This window comes from Methylobacterium sp. 22177 (assembly GCF_052045615.1).
Lineage (GTDB): Bacteria > Pseudomonadota > Alphaproteobacteria > Rhizobiales > Beijerinckiaceae > Methylobacterium > Methylobacterium radiotolerans.
Genome location: NZ_JBQEPK010000020.1, coordinates 7582 through 24060 on the forward strand (window position 1 = coordinate 7582; position 16479 = coordinate 24060).

The window sequence follows — 16479 nt, forward strand, 5'->3', positions numbered from 1 at the left end:
ATGATCCGGTCGCGGTTGTCCTCCATGAACTTGAGGAGGGTGTCGATCGCCTCCTTGCCGAACTCGCCGCCGCCCCCGCCGCCGGGCGCCAGCGCGTAGGCCTCGTCGATGAACAGGATGCCGTCGAGGGCCTCCCTGCAGCGCTCCAGGGTCTTGATCGCGGTCTGGCCGGCGTAGCCCGCCACCAGCCCGGCCCGGTCGACCTCCACGAGGTGGCCCTTGCGCAGCACCTTGAGCGCCTTGAAGACGCTGCCGAGCACCCGCGCCACCTCGGTCTTGCCGACGCCGGGCGGGCCGGTGAACACCATGTGCTGGCTCATGGCCGCCACCGGCAGGTTCTGGGCGCGGCGCTGCTGCTCCACCTGCATCCGGGCGATGACGCCCTTCACCTCCAGCTTCACGGGGTCGAGCCCGACCATGCCGTCGAGGGTCGCGAGCGCGGTGGCCAGGAGGTCCTTCTTCTCCGCGGCCGCGCCGTCGTCGACGAAGCGGATCGGGCGGATCCTGCGGCTCGCCCGGGCCCGGTCCAGGGCGCGCCGCGTCGCCTCGATCCGCGCCGGGATGTAGCTCGCCGCGAGCAGGCCGACGACGAGGCCGCCGAGGATCAGGCCGTTGCGCAGCAGCGCCGCCGGCGTCGCCGCGAGCGACCCGAGCACGTCCGGCCGCAGGGCGACCAGCAGGCCGGTGGCACCCAGCACGATGACCGCGAAGAGCGCGACCGGATGCTTGTCGAGGCGTTCCATGGACGTGGCGAACCTTGGTGCTGGCCCTGGTGATGGCCCTGGTGATGGCCTGGGTGCTGGGCGCGCGTGGCCCCTCGGGCCGCCCTCAGGCGTCCTCGCCGGTGGCGCGGAGCAGGTCGACGATCTCCAGGCGGCGCAGGTCGCCGCCCTGCAGGGCGACCCGGGCGGCCTGGGCCTCGCGGGCCTTCTCCAGGAGGGTCCGCATCTCGCGGGCGTTCGACCAGTCGTCGGCGCGGGACCGCTGCGCGAGCCAGGGGGTCAGCGCCGCCTCGAACCCCTCGGGGAGCGCGAATTGCTGCCGGGCCGCCATGCGCCTCAGGATCTCGCAGAGATCCTTCGGGCTGTAGGGCGGGAACGCGACGGTCTTGGTGAAGCGGCCGGCGAGGCCGGGATTCGTGTCGATGAACCGGCGCATGTCGTTGGTGTAGCCGGCGACGATCACGATGATCCGGTCGCGGTTGTCCTCCATGAACTTGAGGAGGGTGTCGATCGCCTCCTTGCCGAAGTCGCCGCCGCCCCCGCCGCCGGCGGCCAGGGTGTAGGCCTCGTCGATGAACAGGATGCCGTCGAGGGCCTCGTGGCACTTCTCGAGGGTCTTGGCCGCGGTCTGGCCGACATAGCCCGCCACCAGGGCCGCGCGGTCGACCTCCACGAGATGCCCGCGGCGCAGCACCTCGAGGGACCGGTAGATCTCACCGATCGCCCGCGCCACCTCGGTCTTGCCGACGCCGGGCGGCCCGGTGAACACCATGTGCTGGCTGATCGCCGCCACCGGCAGGCCCTCGGCGCGCCGCCGCTGCTCCAGCTCCAGCCGCGCGATCAGGGCGTTGACCTCGCGCTTGACCGGCGCGAGCCCGACCATGGCCTCGAGATTCGCGATCACGGCCTCGGGGGACCGGGCCTCCACGACCCGGCGCGGCGCCACGATCAGGCGCGGCAGGGCCAGCAGGCCGCCGGCCGGCTGCCCGAGGCCGGCCTCCGCCTTCCGCGCGGCCGTCGCGGTCGCGGCGAGGCCCAGGGCCGCCAGCAGGGCGACGGCGATGCCGATCGCCGCCTTCCAGCGCAGCTCCGGCCCGGCGGCGTTCCACCAGGCGATCGGGCCGTAATCGGTGCTCAGCAGGAGCGGGGTGAGGACCGCGACCACCAGCCCGGAGACGACGAAGGGGAGGATGGCGGATTTCGACATCCGTCAGCCTCCGCAGGGCTTGCTGGTATTCCAGATCACGGGGATCCGCTGGACGCCGCCGGTCGTGTCGACCTTCAGGCCCGGCGTCAGCTCGACGAAGACGTCCTTGGCGGCGCCCTCGACGGTGATCTCGCCCTTGCCGGTCTCGTAGGGCGCGGGGAACGGGACCGCGATGTTGATCGGCCCGTCGGCGATGTTGAAGGCCGGGGACAGGTAGTTCCCGGCCCGGATGCGCACCACGCCGCCGGCATCGGCCGCCATCTTCGACAGGCGCATCTGGCCCAGGGGGGCCCGGCAGGCCTTGGCCTCCGCGACGATCTTGTCCTTCTCGTCGGAGGGCAGGGTCTCGGCGGCCTTGTCGATCTCGGCCGCCTTGACCAGCGTCAGGGCCGGCCGCGCGGCCGTCCCGGCCGTCTCCCCGCTGCCCGAGAGCAGCACGCCCGCGACGGCGCCCGCCGCCACCAGGCCGCCCACGATCGCGATGAGGCTCGGCGACAGGCCCGGCTTGGCGGCGGGCGGGGCGCTCGGGGCCGCGCGGGGCTCGGAAAGCCTATCCTGAGCCTGCCGCTCAGCATTCTGATGTTCGACTTCCGACATCCAGCGGGCCCCCGACCATGGAGCGACGTAATTCGTGCGTCGCGTCGGCGCGCACGACATGGCAAGCAGCCTCGCTATCTTTGGAAAGATTCGAAAAAATTCGCGGGCCGTTGCCTGTCACCATGACGGGTCGACTTCTAGGCAGGCGGAAAAAACCGGTCTACTAGTGTATATGACCTATCGTCGCAGGCTTGACACGGCCTGGATTTCTCTCGGCATGGCTCAGCGCCGCGACGTCATGGAAAAGATTCCGGTGCTGCGATCGGGAGTGGCATGAACGGCTCCGCGCCAGAGACCCTCATCGTCGCCGACGATCACCCGCTGTTCCGCGAGGGCATGCGGCGCGTCGCGGAACGGCTCTACCCGCAGGCCCTGGTCCGGGAGGCCGCCACGATGGAGCAGGTCCTGGCGATGGCCCGTGCCGGGGCGCCCCCGCGGGCGTTCTTCCTGGACCTCCTGTTCCCCGGCCTCGATCCCCACCACTCCATTCGCGCGCTGCGCATCGAGTTCGAGCGGGCCTCGATCATCGTCGTGTCGATGATCGAGGACGAGGGCCTGATCCGGACCGTCATGGCCGAGGGCGCCGACGGCTTCATCGGCAAGGCGCTGCCCGCGGCGGAGATCGCTCAGGCGATCGCGGCGATCCGCGACGGCGCGTTCGTGATCCGGCGCAGCCCGGTCTCGGGTCTCGCTGCGCCCCGCGGCCCGCTCCCGCCCCTGACGCAGCGCCAGCGCGACGTGCTGCGCCTCGTCGCCCTGGGGCGCACCAACAAGGAGATCGCCCGGGAGCTGGAGATCTCCCCCTTCACCGTCCGCATCCACGTCTCGGCGCTCCTGCGCGCCCTCGACGTCACCTCCCGGTCCGCGGCGGCCGCGAAGGCCGCCACGGCCGGCGTCGGGGATTGAGGGGGACACCGTGCGGCGGGGCCGATCGTACACCTGTCCGAATGGCCCGGTGCCGGGCTCCGTGGCAGAGCCCGGCGCATGCGACGGGCGGGACGGGAACACGGGCGCGCGGCCCGCGGGCGGTTTCTGACGGGTCCGGCCCTGGCGGTGCTGCCCGGCCTCGCTGCCGGGCTGGCGGCCGGGCTGGCTGCCGTGCCCGCCGCGGCCGATCCCGACCTCGCCATGCTGCCGCGCGGAGCGGTGCTGGCGGCGATCTGCGGGCGGCCCGCCGACAGGGAGGCCGGGACCTGCCGGATGAGGGACGGCCGCACGGCGGAATTCTGGACCGCCGCGATGTTCTCCACCGAGACCGGGAGCTGGTTCACCGGCTTCGTCACGATGCCGGCCCCGGGCGAGGATGCCGCCGCACCGGACCGGCGGAGCGTCGCGGCCGCCACCTACGCCCTCAAGGACATGCGCTGGCGCCTCGAAGGCGTGCAGGTCCTGTCCGGCCGGATCGGGACCGGGAACCGCAACGGCGGCGCCCCGGAGGTCGACGAGCGGCTCGGCGCGGTGTTCAGGCCGCTGAGCCGGGGCCGCCTCCTGATGGGCCTGCGCCTCACCGTCTACGGGACGGCCGGATCGCAGGGCTTCTCGTTCCTCCTCCTGCAGTTCCGCGACGCGCCGGCGCGCTGGGCCCTGGCCGGCGAGGTCGCGGCGGGCGCCGACGAGACGGCCGGCTGCGCGGAGGATCCCTGCCGGCTCGGGTCGAGCACGGGGCGGCTGGAGATCCTGCCGGAGGATCCGCGCGATCCCGCCGCGTGGCCCCCGGTCCGGGTCACGCTGAGCGGCACCGTGCTGGGCGCGGACGGGACGCTCCGACCGGCCACGGACCGGGATGCCCGGGTCCATCGCTTCGATCCGGCTGCCGGTGCCTACCGCTGACGGCGCCCGCGCGCGCACGGCCGGTCGACGAGATCAGTCCTGCGGTGCAGTAAAAAATATCGGGCCGCATATTTTCCTCTTGCGTGTCCCGTGGCAGCACAGCGAGGATTGTGGCGAAGACTGAATAAGGGTCGCACGCACGGAAGACTCGTCATCGCCGCCGTATCGCGCCCTCTCGTCGTGTCTGGTAGTATCGATTACCGTCAGGTAGACTTGTGAGATCTGTCCACGGCCGGCGACGGCGGCGCGCCGTCGCCCGGATCCCGGGCGGCGACGCGGCAGGGCAACTGCACGATGAAGCGACAGCAGGAGACCGGGAGCGGCACGGCGGGATCCGGGGCGGGATCCGGGGCGGACGCCGCGGGGACCGTCCCGGCGAGGCGGGCGATCGGCGGCACCGCCGGGCGGCGCGCCGCCGGCCGGGCCTGAGCCGCCGATGTTCGGGTCGCGGCGCCGGCGGGACGAGGCGTACGACAACGAGAAGGCGCAGGCGCTCATCCGGGCCGTCGTCATCGGCCTCGCCTGCCTGTACCTCCTGCCCCAGATCTACGGCGGGATCGCCCCGCCGGAGGCCCGGTTCGTCGCCTACCTCGTGACGTGCCACTGGGCCTTCGCCGTGGCGCTGTACGGCTGGATCACCCGGAATCCCGGCAGCAACACGCCGCGCCGCGTCGTCACCTTCGTCCTCGACCTCGGCGGGATGACCTACACGATGGCGGTGGGCGGCGCGCCGTTCCTGCCGCTCTACGCCATCGTGATCCGGCTGATCGTCGGCAACGGCCTGCGCTACGGGGTGACCGCCCTGAAGGCGTCCACGGCCGCGGCCCTGGTCTCGATCGCGATCACCACGTACTGCAACGCGTACTGGCGCGCGAACCCGTTCCTCGTCCTGACGCTGACGGCCATCACCGTCCTCGTGCCGACCTACATCTACAGCCTGCTGGAGCGCCTGCGCGGCGCCTACGAGCGCGAGCAGGAGGCGAGCCTGTCCAAGTCGCGCTTCCTGGCACAGGCGAGCCACGATCTGCGCCAGCCGATCCACGCCATCAGCCTGTTCACCGCCTGCCTGCGCGGCGCCAGGCTGGGGCCGGAGGAGCTGCAGATGGTCGAGAACATCGACCGGTCGCTGCAGAGCGTCTCGCGCCTGTTCAAGTCGCTCCTGGACATCTCGACCCTCGACAGCGGCCGGGTGGAGCCCCGGCCCGAGCCCGTCGCGATCGACGACGTCATCGAGGATGTGCGGCGCCAGAACTCGGAGGCCGCCCAGATCGCCGGGACGGCTCTGCGCAGCCGTGCCTGCGCGGTCGTGGTGCGCACCGACCGGGCACTGCTCACGACGATGCTCCAGAACATCGTCAACAACGCGATCAAGTACGCCCCCGGTCGGCCGATCCTGATCGCCTGCCGCCGGCGGGGCGACCGGCTCGCCGTCCAGGTCTACGATCGCGGCCCCGGAATCCCGGTCGCGCATCAGGAGCGGGTCTTCGACGAGTTCTACCAGGTCCGCCGCCGCGGCGACCGGGATGTCGAGGGCGTGGGCCTCGGCCTGCCGATCGTCCGGCGGCTCGGCGAGCTCCTGGACCTCGCGGTGACGCTGCGCTCGGTGCCGGGTCGCGGGACCTGCGTGACGATCGGCAACCTGCCCCTCGCCCGGGCTCCGGAGCCCGCGGCCCTCCCCGCCGGGCTCGACCCGCCGGCGACGATCGGCGGCCTGCGCGTGCTGCTGGTGGAGGATGACGGGGCGGTGCTGCGGGCCACGGCCAGCCTGCTGGAGACGTGGGGCTGCCGCGTTCAGCCCGAGACCGGGATCCCCGACGCCGTTCCCGAGATCGACCTCCTCGTCACCGATTTCGAGCTCGGGAACGGCGTCACCGGGACGGACTGCATCGCGGCGGTCCGGCGGCTCGCCGGCCGCGCGCTCCCGGCGGTGGTGATGAGCGGCCACGACGAGGCGCGCGTGCGCGAGGATCTGGGGGCTCCGGACATCCCGATCCTCTCGAAGCCGGTCCGGCCCGCCGAGCTGCGCTCCGTGCTCACCGCCGCGAGCCTCCGGCTGCGCCCTCGGCCCGCGCCGGCCGCCTGAGACGCGCGGCCGACGCCTCACCGGGCCGGTGCGGCCGGATCCGTGCCGGGACGCGCGGTCCCCGCTCCGCCGCCCTGCTGGTCGAGCATCGCCTTGAGCAGGGCGTCCCGCGCGAGGCCGTGCTCGGTCGCGACGCGGTCCACCATCCGGAGCGCCTGCGCGGCGGCGGAGCGGTCCGTCACCGGCGCCTGCGCGAAGGCCTGGCTGAGCCGCGTCCCCGCGACGTAACCGATGACGATCCCGACGAGGACGCCGCAGGCGCCGACCAGGATCAGGACGCCGATCTTCATGACTCACCCGTCGGCTGCCGCGAGACTGCCGGCCTTCCGAGCATGCCGCGCGGGTGATCTCAAGGGGCGGCCGGCTCGGCGGCCTCGGGTCGCCGCGTCAGCCCTGCTCCGCGCGGTCCGCGCCGTCGCGGGCTTCGGCCTCCCGCCGGGCCGCGCGGGCCTGGGCGATCAGGTCGACGGCCGCCAGCGGGGCGTTCGCCCCCACGCCGCCGGCCAGCAGCAGGCCCGGCGGCACCGTCCGGATCTGGGCACGGCCGCCGCGGACGCCGCGGCGCCCGGCCCTTCGATCGGTCGCGTTCGTCATGACAGCGCGTCGCCCGTCAGCGCGGGCCGGCCTGCGGCCGCGGCCGCGGTACGGCGATGGTGACCAGCTCGCCGGTGATCGGATCCAGGATCGTCATGGGCGCCTCCGTGGTTGAGCCCCATGGCGGACCTGAATTGTGTTTTAACATTGGCCGATCGAGGCCATATGCACAGTTTTGGCGGTCGATGTCGCCCCCTGCCCCGCCGCGATTGTTGAATATCCGTCCCGATATTCGGCTCGAAGGGCTGTATTCCCAGGCGCGCCGGCGGCGGGGGCGGGGGCGCGGCGCGCCCTAGACGGACATCCACCGGAGGACGTCGGCCTCGACCATCCCGGCCCGGGGGCCGGCCAGCACCACCTGCCCGCGATCCATCACCGCGTAGGAATCGCAGAGGTCGCGGGCCCACTCGAAATACTGCTCCACCAGCACGATCGCCATCTCGCCCTTGCCGCGCAGGTAGGTGATCGCCCGGCCGATATCCTTGATGATCGAGGGCTGGATGCCCTCGGTGGGCTCGTCGAGCACGAGGAGCTTCGGCCGGGTCACCAGCGCCCGGGCGATGGCGAGCTGCTGCTGCTGCCCGCCCGAGAGGTCGCCGCCGCGCCGGTGCAGCATGTCCTTGAGCACCGGGAACAGGTCGTAGATCTCCCCGGGGACGTGGCGGTCGCGGCGCTTCAGCGGCGCGAAGCCGGTCTCGAGGTTCTCCTTCACGGTCAGCAGCGGGAAGATCTCGCGGCCCTGGGGCACGAAGGCGATCCCGGCCCGGGCCCGGTCGTAGGGGGCGAGATCCTGGATCGGGCGGCCGGCGAGGCGGATCGCGCCGGAGCGCACCGGCTGCTGGCCGACGATCGCCCGCATCAGCGAGGTCTTGCCGACGCCGTTGCGGCCGAGCACCGTCGTGACCTGCCCGGCCTCGGCCGTGAGGGAGACGCCGCGGAGCGCCTGCGCGGCGCCGTAGTAGAGGTCGATGCCGTCGACGGAGAGCATGGTCATCGCCCCAGATACACCTCGACGACCCGCGGGTCGGCCGAGACCGCGTCGATCGAGCCCTCGGCCAGCACGGCGCCCTCGTGCAGGCAGGTGACCCGGCACCCCAGATCGCGGACGAAGTGCATGTCGTGCTCGACCACGAGGACGGCGTGCTCGCCGGCGATGCGCCGGAGCAGGCGGGCGGTCTCGGCGGTCTCGGCGTCGGTCATGCCGGCCACGGGCTCGTCGACCAGCAGCAGCTTCGGGTCCTGCGCGAGCAGCATGCCGATCTCCAGCCACTGCTTCTGGCCGTGGCTGAGATCGGCCGCCGGCCGGCCCCGGTGGGCGAGCAGGCCGACGGTCTCCAGAAGGGCGTCGATCCGCTCCCGCGCCACCCGGTTGCGCCAGCCGAACAGGGACGCGAAGGCCGCGCGCGGCCCTTTGAGGGCGAGCAGGATGTTGTCGGCGACCGTGTGGCTCTCGAACACCGTGGGCTTCTGGAACTTGCGGCCGATGCCGAGGTCGGCGATCGCCGGCTCGTCGCTCCTGAGCAGGTCGTGGCTGCCGTCGAACAGGGCGATGCCGCTGTCCGGCCGGGTCTTGCCGGTGATGCAGTCCATCATGGTGGTCTTGCCGGCGCCGTTCGGGCCGATGATCGCCCGCAGCTCGCCGCGGGCCAGCGTCAGCGACAGGCCGCGCAGGGCCTTGTAGCCGTCGAAGGTCACCCGCAGGTCGTCGAGGTAGAGGAGCGCGTCCGTCTCCCGCTTCCGGTTGGCGGGGCCGCGGGTGTCCGGGCGTTCGAGGAGGTCGGTGCTCATGCGCCCTGCCCTTGTTCGACGCGGTCCGGGGCGATGTCGGGCTCCGGCGGCAGCTTGGCGGCCGCACGCCGGGAGCCGAGGCGCTCGATCGCGGTGCCGACGAGGCCGCGCGGCAGGAACAGCGTCACGACCACGAACAGGGCGCCCAGCGCGAACAGCCACGCGTCGGGCATCGCCCCGGTGAGCACGGTCTTGGCGTAGTTGACCAGCACGGCGCCGAGCGCCGCGCCGACCAGCGTGCCGCGGCCGCCCACCGCCACCCAGATCACCGTCTCGATGGAGTTGGTGGGCGCGAACTCCCCCGGGTTGATGATGCCGACCTGCGGCACGTAGAGGGCGCCGGCGACGCCGGCCATCATGGCCGAGACCGTGAAGGCCAGCGTCTTGAAGTGCTCCGGCCGGTAGCCGAGGAAGCGGGTGCGGCTCTCGGCATCGCGCACGGCGATCAGGATCTTTCCGTACGCCGAGACCGTCATGACCCGGGCGATCAGGTAGCCCAGCGCCAGCGCGATCCCGGTGGCGACGAAGATGCCGACGCGAAAAGTCTGGGACTGAACCGGGAGTCCCAGAAAATCCTTGAAGTCGGTCAGCCCGTTGTTGCCGCCGAGGCCCATGTCGTTGCGGAAGAAGGCGAGCATCAGCGCGTAGGTCAGCGCCTGCGTGATGATCGACAGGTAGACGCCCGTGACCCGCGACCGGAAGGCGAGCCAGCCGAACAGGAAGGCGAGCAGGCCCGGCACCAGCAGGACCATCAGCGCCGCGAAGGCGAAGTGGTCGAAGCCGTACCAGTACCAGGGCAGCGCCTTGTAGTTCAGGAACACCATGAAGTCGGGCAGGACCGGGTTGCCGTAGACGCCCCGGGCGCCGATCTGGCGCATCAGGTACATGCCCATCGCGTAGCCGCCGAGCGCGAAGAACGCCCCGTGGCCGAGCGAGAGGATGCCGCAATAGCCCCAGACGAGGTCGAGGCTGACCGCGAGCAGCGCGTAGGCGAGGTACTTGCCGAACAGCGCCACGAGGTAGGTCGGCAGGTGCAGGCCGGAGCCTTCCGGCACCGCGAGGTTCAGCACCGGCACGGCGAGGCAGAAGGCGGCCAGGACGGCGAGGAAGATCCAGCCCTTCCGGTCGATGAGGGGGGTGCGGGACGGCATGGGGCTCACGATTCCACCGCCCGGCCCTTGAGCGCGAACAGGCCGCGCGGGCGCTTCTGGATGAACAGGATGATGAAGATCAGGAGGCCGATCTTGGCCAGCACCGCGCCGATATACGGCTCGGCGAGCTTGTTCACGACGCCGAGCGTCAGCGCCGCCACCAGCGTCCCCCAGAGGTTGCCGACGCCGCCGAACACCACCACGAGGAACGAGTCGATGATGTAGCCCTGGCCGAGGTTCGGCGAGACGTTGTCGATCTGCGAGAGGGCGACGCCCGCCATCCCCGCGATGCCGGAGCCGAGCCCGAAGGTCAGGGCGTCGACGTAGGGCGTGCGGATGCCCATCGCGGCGGCCATGCGGCGGTTCTGGGTGACCGCCCGGGTCTTCAGGCCGAAGGAGGTCTTCCGCAGCACGAACAGGAGGCCCAGGAACACGGCCAGCGCGAACACGATGATCCACATCCGGCCCCAGGTGATCGACAGGCCGTAGAGGTCGAAGGCGCCGCTCATGAAGGCGGGGGCGCCGACCTCGCGGTTGGTCGGTCCGAAGATCGTGCGCACGCCCTGCTGCAGCGCGAGGCTGACCCCGAAGGTGGCGAGCAGCGTCTCCAGGGGACGCCCGTACAGGAAGCGGATGATGAACCGCTCGATCAGCACGCCGACGAGGCCGGCGACCAGGAACGCGCACGGGATGCTGATCGCCAGCGACCAGCCGAACAGGGACGGCGCCTGGGTGCGGATCAGCTCCTGCACGAGATAGGTCGTGTAGGCGCCGAGCATGACCATCTCGCCGTGGGCCATGTTGATCACGCCCATCACCCCGAAGGTGATGGCGAGCCCGATGGCGGCGAGCAGCAGGACCGAGCCGAGCGAGATGCCGTACCAGACGTTCTGGAGGGCCCCGAGGATCGCGAGCCGCGTCTCGATCGCCGCGATGCCGCGGCCGGCGGCGGCCCGCACGGCCTCGTTCGGATCCGCCGCGAGACCGCGCAGGATGCCCATCGCGTCGCCATCGCCCCGGGCCTGGATGGCGGGAATCGCGGCCAGCCGGTCGGCGTCCGCGGTGCCGGGCCCGGCGAGCAGCACGGCGGCGCGGGCCTCGGTGAGCGCCTGCCGGACGCCCGCGTTGGTCTCGCGGGTCAGCGCCGCGTCGAGGGCCGGCAGCGCCGCCGCGTCCCGGGCCTTGAACACCGCGTCGGCGGCGGCGCGGCGCTTGGCCGGATCGGGGCTGGCGAGGTCGAGCTGGCCGCGGGCCGCCTCGATCGCCCGGCGGACCCGATTGTTGGCCCGCACGGGCCTGAGGTCGGGGCTGTCGGCGGCCGGGGCGCCGGTCCTCGCGTCCACGACGGCGCCGCCCTGCCGGATCAGCAGCGTCTTGTCCGGGCGCACCAGCAGGCGGCCGTCCGACAGGGCCGCGAGGATCGCGTCGGCGCGCGGGTCGCCGCTCGCCGCGAGGCCGGAGACGCCGGCCTCGATCTCGGCGTAGCCGTCCCCGGCGAGCTGGCCGTAGGGATCGGCGGTCTGCGCCAGCGCCGGGACGGCGAGGAGCAGGAGGAGGAGGCAGAGGAGACGGAGCATCGAGACTTTCGGCACGACGGCTGACTCTCCTCCCCCTTGCAGGGAGGAGCCGGAGTTGGGGGTGGTGCAGGATCGAGCGGGGCGGTGCCTTCTGCACCACCCCCACCCCTCCCCCTCCCCGCAGGCTTGAGCGGATCCCGGGCAGGCCCGGGATCGCCCGGGGAAGGGATGGAGACGCCTCAGGCGCCGCCGCAGGACTTGGTCTTGGTGTTGTAGTTGCCGCACTTGAGCTTGACCCAGTCGGCCTCGAGGTCCTTCGAGCCCTCGAGCTGCTTCGACCACGCCTCGCCGGGGATCAGGCCCTCGGTCTTCCACACCACGTCGAACTGGCCGTTCGCCTCGATCTCGCCGATGAAGACCGGCTTGGTGATGTGGTGGTTCGGCAGCATCGTCGCGGTGCCGCCGGTGAGGTTCTTCTGCTCGATGCCCGGCAGCGCGTCGATCACCTTGTCGGGGTCCGTGGTGCCGGCCTTCTCGACCGCCTTCACCCACATGTTGAAGCCGATGTAGCTGGCCTCCATCGGGTCGTTGGTGACGGCCTTGGGGTTCTTCTTGAACGCCTGCCACTTCTTGATGAACGCCTCGTTCTCCGGCGTCTTGATCGACTCGAAGTAGTTCCAGGCGGCGAGGTGCCCGACCAGCGGCTTGGCGTCGATGCCGGCGAGCTCCTCCTCGCCCACCGAGAAGGCGACGACCGGGATGTCGGTGGCCTTGATGCCCTGGTTGCCGAGCTCCTTGTAGAACGGCACGTTGGCGTCGCCGTTGATGGTCGAGACCACGGCGGTCTTCTTCCCGGCCGAGCCGAACGCCTTGATCTTCGACACCTCGGTCTGCCAGTCCGAGAAGCCGAACGGCGTGTAGTTGATCAGGATGTCCTCGTCCTTGACGCCCTTGGACTTCAGGTAGGCTTCGAGGATCTTGTTGGTGGTGCGCGGGTAGACGTAGTCGGTCCCCTCCAGCACCCAGCGCTTGGCGCCGCCGCCATCCTCCGACATCAGGTAGTCGACCGCCGGGATCGCCTGCTGGTTCGGGGCGGCGCCGGTGTAGAACACGTTGCGCTCGCTCTCCTCGCCCTCGTACTGGACGGGGTAGAACAGGATGTTGTCGAGCTCCTTGAACACCGGCAGCACGGACTTGCGCGACACGCTGGTCCAGCAGCCGAACACGGCCGCGACCTTGTCCTTGCTGATCAGCTCGCGGGCCTTCTCGGCGAAGAGCGGCCAGTTCGAGGCCGGATCGACCACCACCGGCTCCAGCTTCTTGCCGAGCACGCCGCCCTTGGCGTTCTGCTCGGCGATGAGCATGAGCATCACGTCCTTCAGGGTGGTCTCCGAGATCGCCATCGTGCCCGACAGCGAGTGCAGGATGCCGACCTTGATGGTCTCCTGCGCCCGCGCGGCGCCCGCTCCCAGCGTGCCCATCGCCAGCCCGGCGGCCAGCGCGGCGGCCGAGGCCCAAGTTCCAAATGCCTTCATGGCGGTCCCCTGCGTCGTCTTCCTCGCGACGGGCCGACCTTCGCAAATCGTGTGCCAATTATTTAGGCATGCCGCGTCGGGAGGCTGTTCCGGGTCCGGCGGCGCCCAGAAGGGCGGCGTTTCGCCCGCCAGACCGGCAGCGCCGTGCCGCGTCCTGCGGCGTCCGCGAGCGGGCGGACCAAGCGATAGGCATCCGCGCCGGGACTTTCGCGCGCACGTTGATCGGACGCGGATCGATGCCACTTACCTCAGCCCCCGGCGCGCGGCGCCCGCGCGCCGGGGCGGGAGCGGGTCCGGACCTGAGCTGAAGGATGTCATGGCAGAGCGCTACTATTTCCGCCTGAGGAGCGACGGCGAGACGATCGAGGACGAGACGGGCGTCCTCGCCGCGACGGTCGCGCACGCGGAATCGGAAGCGCTGGTGCTGATCGAGGAGTTCCGGAAGGCCGGCGAGCTGCCGGACGCCGCGGCGGGCTGGCGGATGGAGATCCATGACGGGAACGGCACCGTCCTGCGCACGCTTCGGCTCTCCTGACACGCCGATCCGGCCCGCATGGCCCGGCGCGCCCTCCGCGGCCGATCCCGGGAGGCGGCGCCGGTCCGGTCGCGCCGAGGGCCGCATTCGGGCGCCGGCGCACCCCGGCGTCGAAGGTTCCTCGCGGATCGGCGCCGTCGGGATCCGGATCAGAGGCGTGGCGATCATTTGATGACCTCGCGGAGTAAGGATAAGCCGTCGCGCGTTCACGCAGAGGCGCCTCCGCGCGCGGGGCAGGACGTCCGGGAGATCCCTTGAACCCCTTCCTTCGCAAGCTGGCGCTGCGCGCGAACCTGGACGACGGCGACGTGGCCGCGCTGGGCGCGGCGACCGGCGATGTCGCGCAGGTCGAGGCGGGCCGCGACCTGGTCTCGGAAGGCGTGCGGCCCGACGCCGCCTACGTGATCCTCGACGGGTTCGCCTGCCGCTACAAGCTGGTGCCCGACGGGGGGCGCTCGATCCTCGCCTACCTCGTTCCCGGCGACGGCTGCGATCTGCACGCGTCGCTGCTCAACCGGGCGATCCACTCCGTGGCGACGCTGACGCCCTGCACCGTCGCCTCGGTCCCCTACCGGACGATCAAGGAACTCGCCGCCCTCCGGCCCAACATCTACCGCGCCCTGTGGTGGTCGGTCCTAGTCGACGAGGCCGTCCTGCAGGAATGGCTCGTCGGGGTGGGGCGCCGGTCCGCCGACAAGCAGGTCGCCCACATCATCTGCGAGCTCTTCGCGCGCCTGAACGCCGTCGGCCTCGGCCTGGAGCCCGAGTACCGCCTTCCGCTGGCGCAGTCCGAACTGGCCGACACGGCGGGGCTCTCGAACGTCCACCTCTCGCGCGTCCTCTCCGACCTGCGCAGGGCCGGGCTGATCGAGAGCGGGCGCAAGAGCGTGCGCGTGCCGAATCTCGAACGTCTGCGGGAGTTTTCCGGGTTCACGCCCGACTACCTGCTCCTGCCCGGCCCGAACCCGGCCGTGGAGGCGCTCGGCGCGCTGCCGCAGATGACCGGGCAGGTGCGGGCGGCGTCGAGCTCGTGAGCCTCACCGGCCGTCGCTCTCGCAGCCCGTCTCGGGATCCTCGGCCACGCGGCGCCCGACCTGGGCCGTGAGCGGCACGCGGATCGTGCAGCGCAGCCCGTCCGGCTCGTAGCGCAGGTCGACCGCCGCGCCGAGATCGTAGGCCAGCATCTCCGTCAGCACGTCCGTGCCGAAGCCGCGCCGGCCGGAGGGCGCGACCCCGCGACCGCCGGTCTCGGCCCAGTCGAGGCTGAGGACGGGCGGTCCGGCCTCCGTGTCCGCCACCCGCCACGCGGCGCGGATCCGGCCCTGGGGGAGCGCCAGGGACCCGTGCTCCACCGCGTTGCTGGTCAGTTCGTGCAGGGCCAGCGCGACGACCTGGGCGGCCTTGGGGCGGAGGCGCACCCGCGGGCCGGCGAGGCTGGCCTGCTCGCCCTCGCGGGCGAGGTGGAACATCAGCTCGTCCGAGATCAGCGTGTGCAGGTCGGCGTCGCCGAACGCGTCCGTGGCGGCCTGCACCCGCATGATCGCCCCGAACCGGCCGTCGAGATGCGCCACGTAGCTCTCGACATCGGCGGCACTGTCGGCGGACCGGTGCATGACGGTGCGCAACATCGCCATCGTGCTGCGCATCCCGTGACGCAGGCTGTCCGGGAGCCCCGCCCCGTCGAGCAGCCGGCGCAGGCGCGCGTTGTCGGCCTCCAGGAGTGCGAGACGCTCCGCCGGATCGCGAGGGTCTGTCATGCCGGGCCACTCCGGATGTCGTTCAACCTGGCTCAATCGCCTCGGGACCGGCAGGGTTCAGCGCGCGGCAGCGTGGTCGGCCTCGATGAGATGGAGATACGCGGTGTCGAAATGCGCGAGCCGCGCGAGCGCGGCCGGATCGTGGATCGTCAGGCGCCGGCTGCGCAGGGTGATCAGCCCCATGCCGCGCAGTTCCTGGAGCGTGCGGTTGATGTGCACGCTGGTCTGCCCCATCGCGTCGCCGAGATCGTTCTGCGTCATCGGCATCGCGCAGGTATTCCCGTCCGTCAGGCCGACGGCCGCGAGGCGCGCGTGCAACTCGCAGAACAGGTGGGCGAGGCGCTCGATCCCGGTTCGGCTGCCGAGGCTGACCGTCCACTCGCGCTGGATCGCCGCATTGGCCAGGGCCTCGCGGTGGAAGGCCATGTCGAGCCGCGGGCTGCGGGCGGTCAGATCCCGCATCGCGGGGCCGGAGATCTGGCCGAGGAGCACGGGCGTGATCGCGCCGATCGCGTGATCCATCTCGTCGAGGAGGAAGACGTGCGGGTCGCACGGGTCGCCCGGGAGCAGGAGCGAGACGATCTGGCGGCGCCCGTTGGCGAACTGCCGGTACCGGCAGGCCCAGCCCTCGAGGATCACGTTGATCGCGCGCGGATCGTCGCCCACGTGGATGATGTCGGTGCGGGCGGCGACCATGCGGCTCGGGCTCATGGCGTCGGCCAAGCACATCCGGTCGTCTTCGGAGAGCCGGACATAGCAATTTAGCTTGTGCGCGAGCGGGTTTGGCATGGCGGCGACTCCACGACGGCGTGGGGGCGCGAACCTACATTTTGTTTCAAGCCATGAATACTTATGCAGATTAGTTTATGCTACCGTAAGGTGTCTTTCCGCCCGCCGCGCCGGGCCGATCCGCCCGGATCCGGGCCCGTCACCGTCCCGGGGCGGCAAGATCTGGGTGGGGTGCGCGGACCCTCGGCAGGACTAGGGAAGTGATCCCGCGCCGGCGCGTCCCGGAAGGAGAATGTTCGCGCGCCGTATCGAAATTGAAAAGACTGTGCCTTTGACTTCGCGTGCGCCGCACAGCAGGATTTGACCGGCGGGAACATCGGAATGTTCGCCGGGGACGTGTCGTCGTCCTGTCTCTCGCCTTCTCTCAACGGGTG

At 71.6% G+C, this 16479-nt stretch carries 17 protein-coding genes; 5 read left to right on the forward strand and 12 right to left on the reverse strand.

Annotation, left to right across the window (positions count from 1 at the left end; all coding sequences use genetic code 11):
- The 3 genes from ACTJK8_RS18165 to ACTJK8_RS18175 form a co-directional block, all read right to left on the reverse strand.
- On the reverse strand, positions 1-743 hold a 743-nt coding region (locus ACTJK8_RS18165), incomplete at its 3' end, for an AAA family ATPase (RefSeq protein WP_440762325.1).
- Positions 744-828: 85 nt separating this feature from the next.
- Positions 829-1929: an AAA family ATPase gene (locus tag ACTJK8_RS18170; protein WP_012318438.1), complete on the reverse strand. Its 1101-nt coding sequence runs from the start codon at positions 1927-1929 to the stop codon at positions 829-831.
- A gap of 3 nt (positions 1930-1932) precedes the next feature.
- Entirely contained in the window at positions 1933-2526 is a 594-nt protein-coding gene (locus ACTJK8_RS18175; protein ID WP_058608289.1) for a hypothetical protein, read from the reverse strand.
- 273 nt (positions 2527-2799) lie between these two features.
- On the opposite strand from ACTJK8_RS18175, the gene ACTJK8_RS18180 reads away from it, so the two are divergent.
- The 3 genes from ACTJK8_RS18180 (at position 2800) to ACTJK8_RS18190 (ending at position 6439) form a co-directional block, all read left to right on the forward strand.
- Complete coding sequence (locus tag ACTJK8_RS18180) at positions 2800-3432, forward strand: LuxR C-terminal-related transcriptional regulator (protein ID WP_029360577.1); 633 nt, start codon at positions 2800-2802, stop codon at positions 3430-3432.
- Between the two features lie 78 nt (positions 3433-3510).
- A complete protein-coding gene (locus ACTJK8_RS18185; protein WP_029360578.1) occupies positions 3511-4356 on the forward strand; it encodes a hypothetical protein in 846 nt (281 codons plus the stop codon).
- A 436-nt stretch (positions 4357-4792) separates the two neighbouring features.
- Positions 4793-6439 carry a hybrid sensor histidine kinase/response regulator gene (locus tag ACTJK8_RS18190; protein WP_053621581.1) on the forward strand — a complete coding sequence of 549 codons (1647 nt, stop codon included), beginning with the start codon at positions 4793-4795 and terminating at the stop codon, positions 6437-6439.
- Between the two features lie 17 nt (positions 6440-6456).
- Here ACTJK8_RS18190 and ACTJK8_RS18195 read toward each other — a convergent pair whose 3' ends face one another.
- The 7 genes from ACTJK8_RS18195 to urtA all read right to left on the reverse strand — a co-directional run bounded on the left by ACTJK8_RS18195 (position 6457) and on the right by urtA (position 13024).
- The gene (locus ACTJK8_RS18195; protein WP_440762326.1) at positions 6457-6729 is read right to left on the reverse strand and encodes a hypothetical protein; all 273 of its coding nucleotides are present in this window, start codon (positions 6727-6729) and stop codon (positions 6457-6459) included.
- A gap of 97 nt (positions 6730-6826) precedes the next feature.
- Positions 6827-7033 carry a hypothetical protein gene (locus ACTJK8_RS18200; protein WP_024830534.1) on the reverse strand — a complete coding sequence of 69 codons (207 nt, stop codon included), beginning with the start codon at positions 7031-7033 and terminating at the stop codon, positions 6827-6829.
- 292 nt (positions 7034-7325) lie between these two features.
- Positions 7326-8021 carry an urea ABC transporter ATP-binding subunit UrtE gene (gene urtE, locus ACTJK8_RS18205; RefSeq protein ID WP_024830535.1) on the reverse strand — a complete coding sequence of 232 codons (696 nt, stop codon included), beginning with the start codon at positions 8019-8021 and terminating at the stop codon, positions 7326-7328.
- Positions 8022-8023: 2 nt separating this feature from the next.
- Positions 8024-8821: an urea ABC transporter ATP-binding protein UrtD gene (gene urtD, locus ACTJK8_RS18210; RefSeq protein WP_012318430.1), complete on the reverse strand. Its 798-nt coding sequence runs from the start codon at positions 8819-8821 to the stop codon at positions 8024-8026.
- A complete protein-coding gene (gene urtC / locus ACTJK8_RS18215) occupies positions 8818-9972 on the reverse strand; it encodes an urea ABC transporter permease subunit UrtC (RefSeq protein WP_012318429.1) in 1155 nt (384 codons plus the stop codon). The genes urtD and urtC overlap by 4 nt, the downstream gene beginning before the upstream one ends.
- A 5-nt stretch (positions 9973-9977) precedes the next feature.
- Positions 9978-11549 (reverse strand): urea ABC transporter permease subunit UrtB, encoded by a 1572-nt coding sequence (gene urtB, locus ACTJK8_RS18220; RefSeq protein WP_440762327.1) that lies wholly within the window; start codon positions 11547-11549, stop codon positions 9978-9980.
- 179 nt (positions 11550-11728) lie between these two features.
- Complete coding sequence (gene urtA / locus ACTJK8_RS18225; protein WP_012318427.1) at positions 11729-13024, reverse strand: urea ABC transporter substrate-binding protein; 1296 nt, start codon at positions 13022-13024, stop codon at positions 11729-11731.
- Between the two features lie 316 nt (positions 13025-13340).
- Between urtA and ACTJK8_RS18230 the strand changes: the two genes are divergently transcribed.
- Positions 13341-13559, forward strand: coding sequence for a DUF6894 family protein (locus tag ACTJK8_RS18230; protein WP_012318426.1), 219 nt, complete (start codon positions 13341-13343; stop codon positions 13557-13559).
- Between the two features lie 254 nt (positions 13560-13813).
- A complete protein-coding gene (locus tag ACTJK8_RS18235) occupies positions 13814-14593 on the forward strand; it encodes a Crp/Fnr family transcriptional regulator (RefSeq protein ID WP_024830537.1) in 780 nt (259 codons plus the stop codon).
- A gap of 3 nt (positions 14594-14596) precedes the next feature.
- Here ACTJK8_RS18235 and ACTJK8_RS18240 read toward each other — a convergent pair whose 3' ends face one another.
- Both ACTJK8_RS18240 and ACTJK8_RS18245 read right to left on the reverse strand, forming a co-directional pair.
- The gene (locus tag ACTJK8_RS18240) at positions 14597-15316 is read right to left on the reverse strand and encodes an HWE histidine kinase domain-containing protein (RefSeq protein ID WP_440762328.1); all 720 of its coding nucleotides are present in this window, start codon (positions 15314-15316) and stop codon (positions 14597-14599) included.
- A gap of 57 nt (positions 15317-15373) precedes the next feature.
- On the reverse strand, positions 15374-16105 hold the full coding sequence (locus tag ACTJK8_RS18245; protein ID WP_012318423.1) for a Crp/Fnr family transcriptional regulator: 732 nt from the start codon (positions 16103-16105) through the stop codon (positions 15374-15376).
- Between the last annotated feature and the right edge of the window lie 374 nt (positions 16106-16479).

Excerpts from the sequence above, each read along its gene's own strand:
- urtB (WP_440762327.1), bottom strand. The coding sequence starts at position 11,549 with ATGCTCCGTCTCCTCTGCCTCCTCCTCCTGCTCCTCGCCGTCCCGGCG.
- ACTJK8_RS18245 (WP_012318423.1), bottom strand. The coding sequence starts at position 16,105 with ATGCCAAACCCGCTCGCGCACAAGCTAAATTGCTATGTCCGGCTCTCC.
- ACTJK8_RS18175 (WP_058608289.1), bottom strand. The coding sequence starts at position 2,526 with ATGTCGGAAGTCGAACATCAGAATGCTGAGCGGCAGGCTCAGGATAGG.
- ACTJK8_RS18240 (WP_440762328.1), bottom strand. The coding sequence starts at position 15,316 with ATGACAGACCCTCGCGATCCGGCGGAGCGTCTCGCACTCCTGGAGGCC.
- urtE (WP_024830535.1), bottom strand. The coding sequence starts at position 8,021 with ATGCTCTCCGTCGACGGCATCGACCTCTACTACGGCGCCGCGCAGGCG.
- urtC (WP_012318429.1), bottom strand. The coding sequence starts at position 9,972 with ATGCCGTCCCGCACCCCCCTCATCGACCGGAAGGGCTGGATCTTCCTC.
- ACTJK8_RS18185 (WP_029360578.1), top strand. The coding sequence starts at position 3,511 with ATGCGACGGGCGGGACGGGAACACGGGCGCGCGGCCCGCGGGCGGTTT.
- ACTJK8_RS18230 (WP_012318426.1), top strand. The coding sequence starts at position 13,341 with ATGGCAGAGCGCTACTATTTCCGCCTGAGGAGCGACGGCGAGACGATC.
- ACTJK8_RS18200 (WP_024830534.1), bottom strand. The coding sequence starts at position 7,033 with ATGACGAACGCGACCGATCGAAGGGCCGGGCGCCGCGGCGTCCGCGGC.
- ACTJK8_RS18170 (WP_012318438.1), bottom strand. The coding sequence starts at position 1,929 with ATGTCGAAATCCGCCATCCTCCCCTTCGTCGTCTCCGGGCTGGTGGTC.
- urtD (WP_012318430.1), bottom strand. The coding sequence starts at position 8,821 with ATGAGCACCGACCTCCTCGAACGCCCGGACACCCGCGGCCCCGCCAAC.
- ACTJK8_RS18195 (WP_440762326.1), bottom strand. The coding sequence starts at position 6,729 with ATGAAGATCGGCGTCCTGATCCTGGTCGGCGCCTGCGGCGTCCTCGTC.
- urtA (WP_012318427.1), bottom strand. The coding sequence starts at position 13,024 with ATGAAGGCATTTGGAACTTGGGCCTCGGCCGCCGCGCTGGCCGCCGGG.
- ACTJK8_RS18180 (WP_029360577.1), top strand. The coding sequence starts at position 2,800 with ATGAACGGCTCCGCGCCAGAGACCCTCATCGTCGCCGACGATCACCCG.
- ACTJK8_RS18190 (WP_053621581.1), top strand. The coding sequence starts at position 4,793 with ATGTTCGGGTCGCGGCGCCGGCGGGACGAGGCGTACGACAACGAGAAG.